General features: G+C 70.1%; 14 protein-coding genes. 12 read left to right on the top strand and 2 right to left on the bottom strand.

All coding sequences use genetic code 11. The features are described from left to right. Positions 1-92 precede the first annotated feature (92 nt). Entirely contained in the window at positions 93-1,010 is a 918-nt protein-coding gene (locus ACWCPF_RS12875; protein WP_451045027.1) for an SDR family NAD(P)-dependent oxidoreductase, read from the bottom strand. A gap of 315 nt (positions 1,011-1,325) precedes the next feature. Between ACWCPF_RS12875 and ACWCPF_RS12870 the strand changes: the two genes are divergently transcribed. The 5 genes from ACWCPF_RS12870 (at position 1,326) to ACWCPF_RS12850 (ending at position 6,308) form a co-directional block, all read left to right on the top strand. Next, positions 1,326-1,751, top strand: a complete 426-nt coding sequence (locus tag ACWCPF_RS12870) for a MarR family winged helix-turn-helix transcriptional regulator (RefSeq protein ID WP_451045163.1) — start codon at positions 1,326-1,328, stop codon at positions 1,749-1,751. 18 nt (positions 1,752-1,769) lie between these two features. Continuing rightward, positions 1,770-2,567 carry an IclR family transcriptional regulator gene (locus ACWCPF_RS12865; RefSeq protein ID WP_451045026.1) on the top strand — a complete coding sequence of 266 codons (798 nt, stop codon included), beginning with the start codon at positions 1,770-1,772 and terminating at the stop codon, positions 2,565-2,567. A gap of 109 nt (positions 2,568-2,676) precedes the next feature. Continuing rightward, on the top strand, positions 2,677-3,114 hold the full coding sequence (locus ACWCPF_RS12860) for an N-acetyltransferase family protein (protein ID WP_451045025.1): 438 nt from the start codon (positions 2,677-2,679) through the stop codon (positions 3,112-3,114). Positions 3,115-3,494: 380 nt separating this feature from the next. Then, on the top strand, positions 3,495-4,742 hold the full coding sequence (locus ACWCPF_RS12855) for a L,D-transpeptidase (RefSeq protein WP_451045024.1): 1,248 nt from the start codon (positions 3,495-3,497) through the stop codon (positions 4,740-4,742). Positions 4,743-4,913: 171 nt separating this feature from the next. Beyond that, on the top strand, positions 4,914-6,308 hold the full coding sequence (locus ACWCPF_RS12850) for a glycoside hydrolase family 16 protein (protein ID WP_451045023.1): 1,395 nt from the start codon (positions 4,914-4,916) through the stop codon (positions 6,306-6,308). 184 nt (positions 6,309-6,492) lie between these two features. Here the strand turns inward: ACWCPF_RS12850 and ACWCPF_RS12845 are convergent, their stop codons facing one another. Then, the gene (locus tag ACWCPF_RS12845) at positions 6,493-7,413 is read right to left on the bottom strand and encodes a helix-turn-helix domain-containing protein (RefSeq protein ID WP_451045162.1); all 921 of its coding nucleotides are present in this window, start codon (positions 7,411-7,413) and stop codon (positions 6,493-6,495) included. Between the two features lie 188 nt (positions 7,414-7,601). On the opposite strand from ACWCPF_RS12845, the gene tkt reads away from it, so the two are divergent. The 7 genes from tkt to ACWCPF_RS12810 are packed head-to-tail and all read left to right on the top strand — an operon-like array spanning position 7,602 to position 16,483. After that, on the top strand, positions 7,602-9,677 hold the full coding sequence (gene tkt / locus ACWCPF_RS12840) for a transketolase (protein WP_451045022.1): 2,076 nt from the start codon (positions 7,602-7,604) through the stop codon (positions 9,675-9,677). A gap of 19 nt (positions 9,678-9,696) precedes the next feature. Next, on the top strand, positions 9,697-10,878 hold the full coding sequence (gene tal, locus ACWCPF_RS12835) for a transaldolase (RefSeq protein ID WP_451045021.1): 1,182 nt from the start codon (positions 9,697-9,699) through the stop codon (positions 10,876-10,878). Further along, the gene (zwf, locus tag ACWCPF_RS12830; RefSeq protein ID WP_451045020.1) at positions 10,875-12,419 is read left to right on the top strand and encodes a glucose-6-phosphate dehydrogenase; all 1,545 of its coding nucleotides are present in this window, start codon (positions 10,875-10,877) and stop codon (positions 12,417-12,419) included. Before tal ends, zwf begins: the two co-directional genes overlap by 4 nt. Next, the gene (opcA, locus tag ACWCPF_RS12825; RefSeq protein ID WP_451045019.1) at positions 12,416-13,351 is read left to right on the top strand and encodes a glucose-6-phosphate dehydrogenase assembly protein OpcA; all 936 of its coding nucleotides are present in this window, start codon (positions 12,416-12,418) and stop codon (positions 13,349-13,351) included. Before zwf ends, opcA begins: the two co-directional genes overlap by 4 nt. Beyond that, positions 13,344-14,990: a glucose-6-phosphate isomerase gene (pgi, locus tag ACWCPF_RS12820; protein WP_451045018.1), complete on the top strand. Its 1,647-nt coding sequence runs from the start codon at positions 13,344-13,346 to the stop codon at positions 14,988-14,990. Before opcA ends, pgi begins: the two co-directional genes overlap by 8 nt. 10 nt (positions 14,991-15,000) lie before the next feature. Continuing rightward, on the top strand, positions 15,001-15,882 hold the full coding sequence (gene gnd, locus ACWCPF_RS12815; protein ID WP_451045161.1) for a phosphogluconate dehydrogenase (NAD(+)-dependent, decarboxylating): 882 nt from the start codon (positions 15,001-15,003) through the stop codon (positions 15,880-15,882). Between the two features lie 7 nt (positions 15,883-15,889). Further along, on the top strand, positions 15,890-16,483 hold the full coding sequence (locus tag ACWCPF_RS12810; protein ID WP_451045017.1) for a histidine phosphatase family protein: 594 nt from the start codon (positions 15,890-15,892) through the stop codon (positions 16,481-16,483). The last annotated feature ends 5 nt before the right edge of the window (positions 16,484-16,488 follow it).

Raw genomic sequence — 16,488 nt, 5'->3', positions numbered from 1 at the left:
GGGGTTCGGGGTAGGGCTCGGGGCTGGGGTCGGGGAAGGGCCCGGGGAGGGATTCGGGACGGGGCCCGGGGAGGGGTTCGCGGTGGAGCTCATCACGCCTCCGGGAACTTGGGGGCCGGGATGCCGACCGTCTGGAGCTCGGCGCCGACCGAGGTGGAGAAGACGTCGGCCAGGCTCTCGGGGGTCCAGCCGCCGTCGGCGTAGGCCGCGCGGATCTCCTGCGGATGCGACCAGAGTGCCACCTTGTCGCCGCCGATGCCGATGGCCTGGCCGGTGATGCCCCGGGCGGCCTCGGAGGCCAGGAAGGGCACGAGCGCGGCGCAGTCCTCGGGGGTGCCGAAGCCCTCGCCCTTGCGCAGGAAGTCCGGGAACGGCTCGCCGTTCTTCAGCGCCTCGACGTAGGGCGCGAACGCGGGGATGGTCTCGGTCATCGCGGTCGCGGCGACCGGGACGATCGCGTTCACGGTGATGCCGGCGCGGCCCAGTTCCATCGACCAGGTGCGGGCGAACGCGGCGATGCCGGCCTTGGCGGCGGCGTAGTTCGTCTGGCCGAAGTTGCCGCGCTGACCGGCCGGGGAGCCGACGAGGATCAGCGTGCCGCCCTCGCCCTGCTCGCGCATCCGCACGGCGGCGGCGCGGGCGCAGGTGAAGGTGCCCTTGAGGTGGGTGGCGATCACCGCGTCGAAGTCGTCGTCGGTCATCTTCCACAGCACCTTGTCGCGCAGGATGCCCGCGTTGGTGACCAGGACGTCGAGCCGGCCGAACTCCTCCACCGCGCGGCTCACCAGCCGGTCCGCGGCCTCGGCGGTGCCGACCGGAACCACCTCGGCGACCGCCTTGCCGCCGGCCTCGACGATGGACTTCACGGCCTGCTCGGCGACCGCCTCGTCGACGTCGTTGACGACCACGGAGGTGCCGCGGGCGGCCAGGGCGTGCGCGTAGGCGAGGCCGAGGCCCCGGCCACTGCCGGTGACGACGGCGACCTTGCCGGAGAGATCGATGCTGGGCACGACGGTGTCCCTTCACATGGGGTGCGGCTGCGAGTCCCATCGGGTGGGGCTTCAAGTCACATCAGGTGCGGCTTCGAGATCGAAGCTAAGAGCAATAATTGTTGTCGTCAATAGTTGTCGCCCACCTACGGGTGCGCCATGCTGGAATCTGTACGACGAACGACCGCCGAGAATGACGTCGAGAACCACCCCGAGATCCACCCCTAGAACACCCCGAGAACCCTCCCCCGGAAGGGGACCGAGCCCAGGGAGCCCGCCATCGCCCGCCAGGACAACGCAGTGAACGCCGCCCCCATCGACGCGGACGAGCCGTGGATGCGCGCGCTGCACGCGGATACCGGTTACCTGCTGTATCGCCTGGGGCTGCGCTCGGGTCAGGTCTTCAACACGTTCCTCCAGGAGTCGGGGCTGCGGCTGCGCCACTACGCGGTGCTGCGTTTCCTCGCCACCTCCGAACGCGCCCTCCAGCGTGAGCTGAGCGCGCGGCTCGGCTACGACCCCAGCGCGATCGTCGGCCTGGTGGACGACCTGGAGAAGCTGGGCTTCGCCGAGCGCCGCCCGGCCCCGGACGACCGTCGCAGCCGCATCGTCGCCCTCACCGAGGACGGCCGCGCCTTCCTGCGCGGCACCGACGAGGCCGGCCTGCGCGTGACGAACGAACTGCTGGACCCCCTGGACCCGGCCGAACGCGAGACGCTGCACAGGCTGCTGCTGCGGATCGCCGAGGACGGACTCGCCTGACGCCGTGAGAAGGACCTAATGAGTCAGATGGGTCAGTTGGGCGAGGGCGTACTCGCCGGGCACTCCCGCTCCGCGCCGGACCGGCTCCTCGCCGTGCTCGCCGCGTTCGACCACACGCATCCCGCGCTGTCCCTGACCGACATCAGCCGCCGCGCCGGGCTGACGCTCTCCACCGCGCACCGGCTGGTGGCCGCGCTGACCGAGTGGGGCGCTCTGGAGCGGGACCCGTCCGGGGCGTACCACGTGGGGCTGCGGCTCTGGGAGGTCGCGGCGCTCGCCCCGCGCGGCCTGGCGTTGCGGCAGGTCGCGCTGCCCTACCTGGAGGACCTGTACGAAGCCACCCACGAGAACGTGCAGTTGGCGGTGCGGGACGGATCCGAGGTCGTCTACATCGAGTGGCTGTCCGGGCGTTCGGCGGTCGGCGTGCACATCCGGGTGGGTGCCCGCTGGCCCCTGCACGTCACCGGCGTCGGACTCGCGCTGCTGGCGCACTGTGGCTCCGATCTCCAAGAGACCTACTGTGCCGGGACGTTGGCGTCCTACACCGCGCACACCATCAGCGATCCGGTGCGGTTGCGCAGGGTGCTCGCCGAAGTCCGGCGCACAGGAGTCGCGGTGAGCAGTCGTCAGGTCACGGAGGACGCCCTGTCGGTGGCCGCTCCGGTGCGCGGTCCTGGCGGCGCGGTGGTCGCGGCCGTGTCGGTCGTCGTGCCGCACGCCGACGCGCAGGTCCCGGTACTGGCGCCCGCCGTACGCCTCGCGGCCCGCGGGATCTCGCGGGCCCTGGGCTGGCAGCCGGAGGGCAGACGGGAGTGAGTCCCGGGCCGCGAGCCGGGTCCCGGTGGGCGGTAGGCGGTAGGCGGTGGTCTGCGGGTACGAAACGAGGGTTGGCGATCTCGGGACCGTCCGGCGAGAATGCGCACCCATGATCGAGATAGGTTCGCTGGGTCCGGAGGACCGCGCCGCCTGGGAAGTGCTGGCGCGCGGCTACAAGACGTTCTACCGCACAGAGGTGCCCGACGAGGGCTACGAGGAGATGTGGCGGCGCCTGCTCGACGGCGGTGAGGTGCACGCCGTCGGCGCCCGGGTGGACGGGAGGCTGGTGGGCATCGCGCACTACCTGTTCCACGTCTCGGGCTGGACGGCGGACCACTGTTACCTCCAGGACCTCTACGTCGACGAGGCCATGCGCGGCCAGGGTGTGGCACGGGCGCTGATCGAGCGGGTGGCCGACGCGGCGCGCGAGCGGAGCGCCGCGCGTCTGTACTGGAGCACCCAGGAGAACAACGCCACCGCCCGCGCCCTGTACGACAAGGTCGCGAACTTCAACGGCTTCATCCGCTACGACTACCCGCTCACGTAGGAGTCGCGGTCACCGTCACCGTCGCGGTCGCGGTACCGGTCCCGGTAACAGTCGCGTAGGACTCGCGTCGGAGTCTGGCGCATGCCTCCGGCGTCGTCCGCATGCCGTCGCATCGTCCGCCTGCCGCTGGTGCCGACTGCCGTGGCCCGCCCGGAGCGGCGCACCACGTGAGACCGGTCACGCAGCTCGGACGCGCCCCCGGCACACGGCCGGCGCGCGTCCGGCGCCGCCCTCGGCCCGCGTCCGGCACCCACCGCCGACAGCGTCTCTCAGGCCGTCCTCACAGGAATCTCAGACAGCGACCGGCTGATTCAAAGGATCGCCCCATCTAGGAGGCGCAGTATGCACGCGCAAAGGTGGACAACTCAGGAAGGCGTGCCGTGGGCGTCTCGCACATATCCAACCGGTCCGAGCAGCAGTCGCAGAGGTGGTCCCGGCGCGGGATCCTGGCCGCGCTCGGGGCGGTGCCGGCCGTCGCGCTGACCGGGTGTTCCGGGTCGGCGGACGCCTCGGAGAACCCGACCGGGGCGTCGGCCTCGGCGTCCACGAAGGCCTCGGCGGCGGCCCCGCAGCCGGTGATCTCGGTCACCCCCGCCGACGGCACCACGAAGGCCGCCTTCACCAGCCCCGTCGAGGTCACCGTGACCGGCGGCACACTCGCCTCGGTGAAGGTGACGGGCAACGACGGCTCGACGCTGGCCGGCTCCCTGGACGCGGCCGGGACCACCTGGACGTCCACGGACAATCCGTACTCCGGCACCAAGTACACGGTTACCGCGCAGGCGCAGGGCGCCGCCGCGCAGACGGCCACTTTCACCACCAAGTCCCCCGGCGAGACCTTCGTCGGCTACTTCACCCCCGAGGCGAACTCCACCTCCGGCGTCGGCATGCCCGTCTCGATCAACTTCTCGCACGCCGTCTCGGACAAGGCCGCCGTGCAGAAGGCGATCACGGTGACCGCCGAGCCGGCCGTGGACGTCGTCGGGCACTGGTTCAGCGACACCCGGCTCGACTTCCGGCCTCAGACGTACTGGGCGGCCGGCACGAAGATCACCCTCGGTCTGCGGTTGAAGGACATCGAGGGATCGGATGGTGTCTACGGTATGCAGTCGAAGGACGTCACCTTCCACATCGGGCGCGCACAAATCAGCACAGTGGATCTGTCGAGCAAAGAGATGGTGGTCAAGCGGGACGGCGCGACGCTGGCCACCTATCCGGTCTCCGGCGGCGACTCCGACCACACCACCTGGTCCGGGATCATGGTGATCAGCGAGCGGTTCCAGCAGACCCGGATGGAGTCCTCCACGGTCGGCCTCGGCGACGAGTACGACATCTCCGACGTCCCGCACGCCCAGCGGCTGACCACCTCCGGCACCTTCGTCCACGGCAACTACTGGGCCTCGACCTCGGTGTTCGGCAGCCAGAACACCAGCCACGGCTGCATCGGCCTGCACGACGCCAAGGGCGCGAGCGACAGCTCCGTGGCGGGCTACAAGTACTACGAGAGCTCGATGCTCGGCGATGTGGTGATCGTGAAGAACTCGGGCGAGAAGACCGTCGACCCGGCCAACGGCCTCAACGGCTGGAACCTGTCCTGGGCGGACTGGAAGGCCGGCAGCGCGCTTTAGTTCGTTTGCCCGGTTCACACCGTGAACTTCCTTACCCCGAAAGGACTTTCTTCGCTTTAACTCTTGACGCCTCTCGGGACGGAGAGCACATTGGGCCCACTTTGAGAGCGCTCTCAAACGCTGTCGAAGGCACCCGCGCCCATCACTCCGTACCCGAGAGGCACCCCCCCCATGAGTGCAACCTCCGGCATACCCAGAAGGCGACGCGCGCTCATCGCCGTACTCAGCACGCTAGGCCTGGCGGCCGCCGCCGCGGCGCTCGTCACCCTGCCCGCGAACGCCTCCGCGCCCACGCCCCCGGCCGGCTGGACGCAGGTCTTCCTCGACGACTTCACCGGCGCCGCCGGCACCGGCGTCAGCACCTCCAACTGGCAGTACAGCACCGGGACTTCATACCCGGGCGGGCCCGCGAACTGGGGGACCGGCGAGGTCGAGACGATGACCAACAGCACCAGCAACGTCTCGCTCGACGGCAACGGCAATCTGCGCATCACCCCGCTGCGCGACGCGGCCGGCAACTGGACCTCGGGCCGCATCGAGACCAATCGCACCGACTTCCAGCCCCCGGCCGGCGGCAAGCTGCGCATCGAGTCCCGACTGCAGATGCCGAACGTGACCGGAACCGCCGCAGAGGGCTACTGGCCCGCGTTCTGGGCGCTCGGCGCGCCGTACCGCGGCAACTACCAGAACTGGCCGGGCGTCGGCGAGTTGGACATCATGGAGAACGTCCAGGGCCTGAACAAGGTGTGGGCGACGATGCACTGCGGCACCAACCCGGGCGGCCCGTGCAACGAGACCACCGGCATCGGGAACTCCCTCGCGTGTCCCAACACGACCTGCCAGTCCGGCTTCCACACCTACACGATGGAGTGGGACCGCTCGGTGACCCCCGAGACGATCCGCTGGTACGTGGACGGGGTCAACTTCCACACCGTCACCGCCAACCAGGTCGACGCGACCACCTGGACCAACGCGACGAACCACGGCTACTTCATCATCCTGAACGTGGCGATGGGCGGCGCCTTCCCGGACGCCTTCGGCGGCGGGCTGGACAGCGCCACCGTGCCGGGCCACCCGATGGTGGTGGACTACGTGCAGGTGCTGCAGGCCGCGGGCAGTGGAACCGGTACCACAACACCTCCGCCGACCGGCAGCCGTGACGCCTACGGCACGATCCAGGCCGAGTCGTACAACAGCCAGTCGGGCACGGCCACCGAGACCACCACGGACACCGGCGGCGGTCAGGACATCGGCTCCCTCGCCAACGGCGACTGGGCGCTGTACCAGGGCGTCAACTTCGGCTCCACGGCCGCGACCCAGTTCAGCGCGCGGGTCGCCAGCGGCGCGGCCGGCGGGGTGAGCGGACTGGTCGAGGTGCGCCTCGACAGCCGTACGAGCACGCCCATCGGCAGCTTCGCGGTGGCCAACACCGGCGGCTGGCAGACCTGGCGGACGATCCCGGCGAACATCAGCTCCGTCACCGGCGCCCATGACGTCTATCTGACCTTCACCAGCGGCCAGCCGGCCGACTTCGTGAACGTCAACTGGTTCACCTTCGGCCACTGAGCCACCGAGTTACCGAGTTACCGAGCACCTGCAATACCCCTGGCGGCGCCGGGCGGTTGACCCCCACGCACACGTCAACCCCCCGGCGTCACCGCGCTGCTGCGCAGCGGGTGGCACGGCACCGGTGAGGCGAGTCCCGGCGACCTTGCGGAAAGCGGCCGGCATCAGCACGCTCCGGTCCCCCTCAGCGCAGTTCCGCGCGGAAGGCCACCGGGGTGTGTCCCGTGTGCAGTTGGAAGAACTTGGAGAAGTTCGCCGCGTCGGGGAAGCCCACCGCCACACCGACCCGGCCGATCGGCAGATCCGTGTGGGCCAGGAGCCGCTTCGCCTCCAGGACGACCCGCTTGTCGATGAAACCCTTGGGCGTCTCGCCGGTCGCGGCGCGGACCGCGCGCACCAGGGTGCGGCGGGAGTAGCCGAGGGCGTCGGCGTAGGCGCTGACGCTGTGGTTGGTCGCGAAGTCCTCCTCCACGGCGTCCCGAAACAGCGTGAAAGCGGTTCCCGCCTCGCGTCGCGACGCCTCCTCGCTGCTCGCCGCGAGGTGCGCCAGCCGCAGCAGAAACGCGGTGAGCGAGTGCCGCAGCACCGCCGTGTGCAGGCTCACGGGCAGGGTGCCGTCGGCGCCGCCGTCGTCGTACTCCCTCTGCAGATACGTCAGAGCCGCGCGCAGACCGGCGAGCTGAGCCTCGTCCGGGCGCAGCAGCGGCGGCAGGTCGTAGCGGTACAGGCCGGTGGCCTCGACGGTGGCGCGCGGCAGGAAGCCGGGCTGCATGGTCAGGACCGTCCCGCGGTAGCGGCTCGTCCTCGAGAAGCGGTGGACCTGGCCGGGGCGGATCCACAGCAGTTCGCCGGCGGTCGGCCGGTGCTCCGCGAAGTCGATCATGTGGCGGACGGGACCCTCGTCGAAGAGCATCACCACGTGGAAGTCGATGCGGTGGACGCGGTCCAGCGGGGCGTCGGTGGGCCAGGGGCGGCCGGTGCCGCCCTCGCCCAGCGGCCCCATGGGGCCCACCTGCATGCCGACGCCGCCGACGCTGTGCTCGACGGGGAAGGGCAGGGTTCTGATGCCCTCACCGGCTCCGCCTTGGATGGTTGTGTCCACGATGTCCCTCTTTTGCCGCACGATCGCCGTCCGGTATCGCTCGGTATGGCTCCGCGCCGCTCATCTGTCACCTGCGGGTGTCCCACTTTCACCACAGGCTGACACAGGAAGACCTTCCACCATAAAAGTCAGACTTTTACTTTTGAACACGTCAGACCAGCTGAACCGTTTCCATCGAGGATTTCTTGAAGATGAGCACGCAGACACCGAGCAGTTTCGAGTGGACCGACAGAGACCGGCGCGCCGTCGACACCGCACGTCTGCTGGCGGCGGACGCCGTGCAGCAGGTGGGCAACGGCCATCCCGGAACCGCGATGAGCCTGGCGCCGGTCGCGTACACGATCTTTCAGAAGGTGATGCGGCACGATCCGGCGGATCCGGAGTGGACCGGTCGCGACCGCTTCGTGCTGTCCCCCGGCCACACCTCGCTGACCCTCTACACCCAACTCTTCCTCGCCGGCTACGAACTGGAGCTGGCGGACCTGAAGCGCTTCCGCACGCACGGCTCCAAGACCCCCGGTCACCCCGAGTACGGGCACACCGCCGGCGTCGAGACGACGACCGGCCCGCTCGGCCAGGGCGTCGCCAACGCCGTCGGCATGGCGATGGCCGCCCGCTACGAGCGCGGCCTGTTCGACCCCGAGGCCCCGCAGGGCGAGTCGCCCTTCGACCACACCGTCTGGGCGATCGTCTCCGACGGCGACCTGGAGGAGGGCGTCTCCGCGGAGGCGTCCTCGATGGCCGGCCATCAGAAGCTCGGAAACCTCGTCTTCGTCTACGACGACAACCACATCTCCATCGAGGGCGACACCGCCACCGCGTTCTCCGAGGATGTGCTGAAGCGCTACGAGGCCTACGGCTGGCACACCCAGCGCGTGGAGCCGACCGAGGACGGCGACGTCGACGTCCGCGCCCTGTACGCCGCCCTGCGGGCCGCGCAGGCCGAGACCGGGCGTCCCTCGATCATCTCGCTGCGCACGATCATCGCCTGGCCCGCGCCGAACGCGCAGAACACCGAGGCCTCGCACGGCTCCGCCCTGGGCGCCGAGGAGATCGCGGCGACCAAGCGGGTCCTCGGCTTCGACCCGGAGCAGTCCTTCGAGGTCTCGGACGCCGTCCTCGCCCATACCCGGGCCGCTCTCGACCGGGGCGCCGAGGCGCACGCGGCCTGGGACAAGCAGCTCGCCGAGTGGCGCGCGGCACAGCCGCAGCGCGCGCAGCTGTTCGACCGGGTCGTCGCAGGTCAGCTCCCCGACGGCTGGGAGAAAGCGGTTCCGGTGTTCGATACCGGAAAGTCCGTCGCGACCCGCGCCGCGTCCGGCAAGGTGCTCCAGGCGCTCGGCGCGATCATCCCCGAGCTGTGGGGCGGCTCCGCCGACCTCGCCGGGTCGAACAACACCACCATCGACAAGACGTCGTCGTTCCTGCCCACGGGCAACCCGCTGCCGGAGGCGGACCCGTACGGCCGCACGATCCACTTCGGCATCCGCGAGTTCTCGATGGCCGCGGAGATGAACGGCATCGCGCTGCACGGCAACACCCGTGTCTACGGCGGCACGTTCCTGGTGTTCTCCGACTACATGCGCAACGCCGTGCGCATGTCGGCGCTCATGCAGTTGCCGGTGACGTACGTGTGGACGCACGACTCGATCGGTCTCGGCGAGGACGGCCCGACCCATCAGCCGGTCGAGCACCTGGCCTCGCTGCGCGCCATCCCCGGTCTGAACATCGTCCGCCCCGCCGACGCCAACGAGACGGCGATCGCGTGGGCCGAGATCCTGAAGCGGCACGCCACGCGTCCCGCCCCGCACGGCCTGGCCCTCACCCGTCAGGGCGTCCCGACCTACGCGCCCGACCCGGACGCGGCGAAGGGCGGTTACGTCCTGAAGGACTCCTCGACCGAGACGCCCGATGTCGTCCTGATCGCAACCGGTTCCGAGGTGCATCTCGCCGTCGCGGCGCGCGAGGCGCTGGAGGCGGAGGGGATCGGCGCCCGGGTGGTGTCGATGCCGTCCGTGGAGTGGTTCGAGGAGCAGCCGCGCGAGTACCGCGACCGGGTCCTGCCGCCGTCGGTGAAGGCCCGCGTCGCGGTCGAGGCGGGCATCGGCCTCACCTGGCACCGGTTCGTGGGCGATGCGGGACGCATCGTCTCCCTGGAGCACTTCGGCGCCTCCGCCGACGCCGGGACCCTGTTCGCCGAGTACGGCTTCACCGCCGAGAACGTCGCCGCGGCGGCGCGGGAATCGCTTTCCGCAGCCCGTGGTTGATCCGAACGCACGAAAGAAGATGACTACTGTGAACGAAGTGACCGGGACAGAAACCGCTGTAGCAACCGCTACCGCAACCACGACGCCGGGAGCGCTCCAGCGTCTGTCCGACGAGGGCGTCTCCATCTGGCTGGACGACCTGTCCCGGGGGCGGATCGCCTCCGGCAACCTCGCCGAACTCGTCGAGACGAGGAACGTCGTCGGCGTCACCACCAACCCGTCCATCTTCCAGGCCGCCATCGGCTCCGGAGCGGGCTACGAGGAGCAGCTCGCCGACCTGGCGGTGCGAGGCGTCACGGTCGACGAGGCCGTCCGGATGATGACGACCGCCGATGTGCGTGCCGCAGCCGATATTCTGCATTCTGTATACACGGCCACGGGTGGTCGTGACGGCCGGGTCTCCATCGAGGTCGACCCCCGGCTGGCCCATGACACGGCCGCCACGATCGCCGAGGCCAAGCAGCTGGCCTGGCTGGTCGACCGGCCCAACGTCATGATCAAGATCCCGGCGACGAAGGCCGGGCTGCCGGCGATCACCGAGGTCATCGGCCTCGGCATCAGCGTCAACGTCACGCTGATCTTCTCGCTGGAGCGCTACCGCGAGGTCATGGACGCCTACCTGGCCGGCCTGGAGAAGGCGCAGGCCAAGGGCCTGGACCTGGCTCCGATCCACTCCGTGGCGTCCTTCTTCGTCTCCCGCGTCGACGCCGAGATCGACAAGCGGCTGACCGCCCTCGGCACGGACGCGGCCCTCGCCCTGAAGGGACGGGCGGCGCTCGCCAACGCCCGGTTGGCCTACGAGGCCTACGAGGACGTCTTCGCCGGTGACCGCTGGATCGCGCTGGCCGGGGCCAAGGCGAACAAGCAGCGTCCGCTGTGGGCATCCACCGGTGTGAAGGATCCTGCATACAAGGACACGCTGTATGTAGACGATCTGGTCGCACCGGGCACGGTCAACACCATGCCCGAGGCCACGCTGAACGCCACCGCCGACCACGGCGACATCACCGGCGACACGGTCACCGGCGGCTACGCCCAGGCCCGCGCCGACCTGGCCGCGGTCGAGGCGCTCGGCATCTCCTACGACGAGGTCGTCACCCGGTTGGAGGACGAGGGTGTCGCCAAGTTCGCGGTGGCATGGCAGGACCTTCTGGACGCGGTCACGAAGTCGCTGACGATCGAGGGAGTTGACGCGGAATGAGCACCAGCAGTGTCGGCACTGACTGGGAGAACCCCCTGCGGGACGCCCGCGACAGGCGGCTGCCCAATGTGGCCGGCCCCTCCGGCCTCGTCATCTTCGGCGTGACCGGCGATCTGTCCCGCAAGAAGCTGATGCCGGCGATCTACGACCTCGCCAACCGCGGTCTGCTCCCGCCGGGCTTCTCGCTCGTCGGCTTCGCCCGTCGCGACTGGGCGGACCAGGACTTCGCGCAGGTCGTCCACGACGCGGTGCGCGACCACTCCCGCACGCCGTTTCGCGAGGAGGTCTGGCAGCAGCTCGCCGAGGGCATGCGGTTCATCCCGGGCGACTTCGACGACGACACCGCCTTCGAGCAGCTGCGCAAGGCGGTCGACGAACTGGACGCCTCCCGGGGCACCGGCGGCAACTTCGCCTTCTATCTCTCCGTGCCGCCGAAGTTCTTCCCCAAGGTCGTCGAGCAGCTCAAGAAGCACGGGCTGGCGAAGGCGGCGGAGGGGTCCTGGCGGCGGGCGGTCATCGAGAAGCCGTTCGGCCACGACCTGGTCAGCGCGCGTGAGCTGAACGCCGTCGTGCACGACGTGTTCGAACCGGACCAGGTCTTCCGCATCGACCACTACCTGGGCAAGGAGACCGTCCAGAACATCCTGGCGCTGCGTTTCGCCAACACCATGTTCGAGCCGATCTGGAACCGGTCGTACGTCGACCATGTGCAGATCACGATGGCGGAGGACATCGGTATCGGCGGGCGTGCCGGTTACTACGACGGCATCGGCTCGGCGCGTGACGTCATCCAGAACCATCTGCTGCAGCTCATGGCCCTCACCGCCATGGAGGAGCCGGCCTCCTTCGACGCGGCCTCGCTGCTCACCGAGAAGCTCAAGGTGCTCAAGGCCGTCAAGCTGCCGGAGGATCTCGGGAAGCACACCGTGCGGGCGCAGTACGCGGGCGCCTGGCAGGGCGGCGAGCGCGTAAGCGGTTACCTGGAGGAGGACGGCATCGATCCGTCCTCCACGACGGACACCTTCGCCGCCGTGAAGCTGAACGTCGACAACCGCCGCTGGGCGGGCGTCCCGTTCTATCTGCGCACCGGCAAGCGGCTCGGCCGCCGGGTCACCGAGATCGCCGTCGTCTTCCAGCGGGCGCCGCACTCCCCGTTCGACTCCACCGCCACCGAGGAGCTCGGCCAGAACGCCATCGTCATCCGCGTGCAGCCGGACGAGGGCATCACGGTGCGGTTCGGCTCCAAGGTGCCGGGCACCTCGATGGAGATCCGGGACGTCACGATGGACTTCGCGTACGGCGAGTCCTTCACCGAGTCCAGCCCGGAGGCGTACGAGCGGCTCATCCTGGACGTGCTGCTCGGCGACGCCAACCTGTTCCCGCGCCACCAGGAAGTGGAAGAGTCCTGGAAGATCCTCGACCCGATCGAGGAGTACTGGGCACGGCACGGCAGGCCCGCGCAGTACGCCTCGGGCAGCTGGGGACCCGAGGAAGCCGACGAGATGCTCGCACGAGACGGACGGAGCTGGCGCAGGCCATGAAGATCGACCTGACGGACACCACGGCAAGCAAGATCAACAAGGCGTTGGTGCAGGGTCGCCGCGCCATCGGCACACCCGCCGTGGGCATGGTCCTGACGATGGTCATCGTCACGGACGAAGAAAACGCTTACGACTCGATCAAGGCGTCCGAGGAGGCCTCGCACGAGCACCCCTCGCGCACCCTGGTCGTCATCAAGCGGCACGCCCGCTCGCCGCGCGACCGGACCAACTCCCACCTCGACGCCGAGGTCCGGGTGGGCGCCGACGCCGGCACGGGCGAGACGGTCATCCTGCGGACCTACGGCGAGGTGTCCGAGCACGCCGACTCCGTCGTCCTGCCGCTGCTGCTGCCGGACGCGCCGGTCGTCGTGTGGTGGCCGGTGGACGCGCCGGAGAACCCCGCCAAGGACCCGCTGGGCGCCCTCGCGCAGCGCCGGATCACCGACATGTACGCCGTCGAGCGGCCGCTGACCGCCCTGGACGCGCGTGTGCGGTCGTACGCCCCCGGCGACACCGACCTGGCCTGGACCCGGCTCACCCCGTGGCGCTCGATGCTCGCGGCGGCCCTGGACCAGGCCCGGGTGCCGATCACCTCGGCCGCCGTCGAGAGCGAGGCCGAGAACCCCAGCGCCGAACTGCTCGCGCGCTGGCTGCAGGCCCGCCTCGGCGTCACGGTCGAGCGGGTCGTCACCGCGGGACCGGTCGTCACGGCCGTCCGGCTCGGCACCGCGAACGGCGAGATCGTCATCGACCGCCCCGAAGGCCCGCTGGCCACCCTCACCCTGCCCGGCCAGCCCTCGCGCACCCTCGCGCTGAAGGTCCGCCCCACCTCCGAACTCATCGCCGAGGAGCTCAGGCGCCTCGACGCGGACGAGATGTACGCCGTCGCCCTGCGGGGCGAGGCTCCCAAGGAGACCCCCTCTCATGTCTGACTCCCTCCGCCTCGACCAGCGGCCCGAATGGGCGGCTCTGGAGGACCACCGCGCCGGCCGGCAGGCGCATCTGCGGGAGCTGTTCGCGGCCGATCCGCAGCGCGCCGAGCGGTACGTGGTGCGCGTCGGCGACCTGCGCATCGACTACTCCAAGCACCTGATCACCGACGACACGCTCGCCCTCCTGCAGCAACTGGCCGCCGCCACCGACGTGTTCGGGCTGCGCGACGCCATGTTCCGCGGCGAGCGGATCAACCTCACCGAGGACCGGGCGGTGCTGCACACCGCGCTGCGCGCCCCCGCCGGCGCCGTCGTCGAGGTCGCCGGCGAGAACGTCGTACCGCAGGTCCACGCCGTGCTCGGCCGGATGGGCGACTTCGCCGAGCGGGTGCGCAGTGGCGCCTGGACCGGTCACACGGGACGCCGTATCCGCAATGTCGTCAACATCGGCATCGGCGGCTCCGACCTGGGTCCGGCGATGGCGTACGAGGCGCTGCGAGCCTTCACGGACCGCTCGCTGACCTTCCGGTTCGTCTCCAACGTGGACGGCGCCGACCTCCACGAGGCCGTCCGGGACCTGGACCCCGCCGAGACGCTGTTCATCGTCGCCTCCAAGACGTTCACCACGATCGAGACGATCACCAACGCGACCTCGGCCCGCTCCTGGCTCCTCGACGGTCTGGGCGGCGAGGAGAAGGCGGTCGCCAAGCACTTCGTCGCGCTGTCCACGAACGCCGAGAAGGTCGCCGGCTTCGGCATCGACACGGCCAACATGTTCGAGTTCTGGGACTGGGTCGGCGGCCGCTACTCCTTCGACTCGGCGATCGGCCTGTCGCTGATGATCGCCATCGGCCCGGAGCGGTTCCGGGAGCTTCTCGACGGGTTCAGGATCGTCGACGACCACTTCCGCACCGCGCCCGCCGAGGCCAACGCCCCGCTGATCCTGGGCCTGTTGGGCATCTGGTACGGCAACTTCTTCGACGCCCAGTCGCACGCCGTGCTGCCCTACAGCCACTATCTGTCCAAGTTCACCGCCTATCTCCAGCAGCTCGACATGGAGTCCAACGGCAAGTCGGTGCAGCGCGACGGACAGCCCGTGCGGTGGCAGACCGGGCCGGTGGTGTGGGGCACGCCGGGCACCAACGGGCAGCACGCGTACTACCAGTTGATCCACCAGGGCACGAAGGTCATCCCGGCCGATCTCATCGGGTTCGCCCGCCCGGTCGGCGAGCTGAGCGGCGAACTGGCCGCGCAGCACGACCTGTTGATGGCCAACCTGTTCGCGCAGGGCCAGGCGCTCGCCTTCGGCAAGACCGCGGACGAGGTCCGGGCGGAGGGCGTCCCCGAGGAGCAGGCAGCGCACCGCACCTTCCAGGGCAACCACCCCACGACCACGATCCTGGCCCGTGAGCTGACCCCCTCGGTCCTCGGCCAGCTCATCGCCCTCTACGAGCACAAGGTGTTCGTGCAGGGCGCGATCTGGAACATCGACTCCTTCGACCAGTGGGGCGTCGAGCTCGGCAAGGTCCTCGCCAAGCGCGTCGAACCCGCCCTGACCGAAGGCGCGTCCGTGCCCGGTCTGGACCCCTCCACCACCGCTCTCGTGGCCGCGTACCGCGAGCTCAAGGAAGTGAACTGACATGGCACCGGTGCAGCTCGGCCTGATCGGCCTCGGCAAGATGGGCGGCAACATGCGCGAGCGGATCCGCCGCGCCGGCCACACCGTCATCGGCTACGACCGCAACCCCGAAGTCTCCGACGTGGCGAGCCTGGCCGAACTCGTCGACGGGCTGCAAGCCCCGCGCGTGGTCTGGGTGATGGTCCCGGCCGGCGCCGCGACCCAGTCGGTCGTCGACGAGCTCGGCGGACTCCTCTCCCCCGGCGACACGGTCGTCGACGGCGGCAACTCCCGCTGGACGGACGACGAGAAGCACGCCCTGGAGCTCGGCGCCAAGGGCATCGGCTTCGTCGACGCCGGCGTCTCCGGCGGCGTGTGGGGCCTGCAGAACGGCTACGCCCTGATGGTCGGCGGCGACAAGAAGCACGTCGAGCCGCTCCAGCCGATCTTCGACGCGCTCAAGCCGGAGGGCCCGTACGGCTATGTCCACGCCGGCAAGGTCGGCGCCGGGCACTTCTCGAAGATGGTCCACAACGGCATCGAGTACGCCATGATGCAGGCCTACGCCGAGGGCTGGGAGCTGCTCGAGAAGGTCGACTCGGTGGAGAACGTGCGCGAGGTCTTCCGGTCCTGGCAGGAGGGCACGGTCATCCGGTCCTGGCTGCTCGACCTGGCGGTCAACGCCCTCGACGAGGACGTGCACCTGGACAAGCTGCGCGGCTACGCCGAGGACTCCGGCGAGGGCCGCTGGACGGTCGAGGCCGCCATCGACAACGCCGTCCCGCTGCCGGCCATCACCGCCTCGCTCTTCGCGCGGTTCGCGTCCCGGCAGGACGACTCGCCGCAGATGAAGATGATCGCGGCGCTGCGCAACCAGTTCGGCGGCCACGCCGTCGAGTCGGCGCAGGACTAGTCCGGCCGTGGGGGATCTTCTGCTGGTCCGCCACGGGGAGACACGGTGGAGCAGGTCGGGACAGCACACCAGCTGGACCGACCTGCCCCTCACCGAACGCGGCGAGGAACAGGCCAAGTCCCTCGCCCCGCTCCTCTCCGGCCGGACCTTCGCACTGACCCTGACCAGCACCCTGCAGCGCGCGATCCGCACGGCCGAACTCGCCGGTCTCACCGGGGCCGTGGCCGAACCCGACCTGCACGAGTGGGACTACGGCGGCTACGAGGGCGTCACCACCGTCGACATCCACCGCACCCGCCCCGGCTGGGACCTGTGGACCGACGGCGTGCCGCCCGGCCCCGACGGCCACCTCGGGGAGTCGCCCCCGGCGGTCGGACAGCGCGCCGACCGGGTGCTCGCCCGGGTGGACGCGGCGCTCGCGCACGACGACCGTGACGTCCTCCTCGTCGCCCACGGCCATTTCCTACGGGCCCTGACGGCCCGTCGGCTCGGACTGCCGCCCGCCGAGGGCCGGTTGTTCCAGCTGGCCACCGGCACGGTCTGCAGGCTGTCGACGGAACACGGGCGACCCGTGATCGCCGAATGGAACGTACGGGCATAGGCGGT

Source organism: Streptomyces sp. NPDC001858 (assembly GCF_053594615.1).
Note: the sequence above shows the minus strand (reverse complement) of the source record. Positions and strands in the feature narration are given on the sequence as shown.

What these genes read in the sequence shown, in the direction of transcription:
- ACWCPF_RS12870 (WP_451045163.1), top strand. Translation starts at nt 1,326, where the DNA reads ATGCGCGCGCTGCACGCGGATACCGGTTACCTGCTGTATCGCCTGGGG.
- ACWCPF_RS12865 (WP_451045026.1), top strand. Translation starts at nt 1,770, where the DNA reads ATGAGTCAGATGGGTCAGTTGGGCGAGGGCGTACTCGCCGGGCACTCC.
- ACWCPF_RS12860 (WP_451045025.1), top strand. Translation starts at nt 2,677, where the DNA reads ATGATCGAGATAGGTTCGCTGGGTCCGGAGGACCGCGCCGCCTGGGAA.
- ACWCPF_RS12850 (WP_451045023.1), top strand. Translation starts at nt 4,914, where the DNA reads ATGAGTGCAACCTCCGGCATACCCAGAAGGCGACGCGCGCTCATCGCC.
- tkt (WP_451045022.1), top strand. Translation starts at nt 7,602, where the DNA reads ATGAGCACGCAGACACCGAGCAGTTTCGAGTGGACCGACAGAGACCGG.
- tal (WP_451045021.1), top strand. Translation starts at nt 9,697, where the DNA reads ATGACTACTGTGAACGAAGTGACCGGGACAGAAACCGCTGTAGCAACC.
- zwf (WP_451045020.1), top strand. Translation starts at nt 10,875, where the DNA reads ATGAGCACCAGCAGTGTCGGCACTGACTGGGAGAACCCCCTGCGGGAC.
- opcA (WP_451045019.1), top strand. Translation starts at nt 12,416, where the DNA reads ATGAAGATCGACCTGACGGACACCACGGCAAGCAAGATCAACAAGGCG.
- pgi (WP_451045018.1), top strand. Translation starts at nt 13,344, where the DNA reads ATGTCTGACTCCCTCCGCCTCGACCAGCGGCCCGAATGGGCGGCTCTG.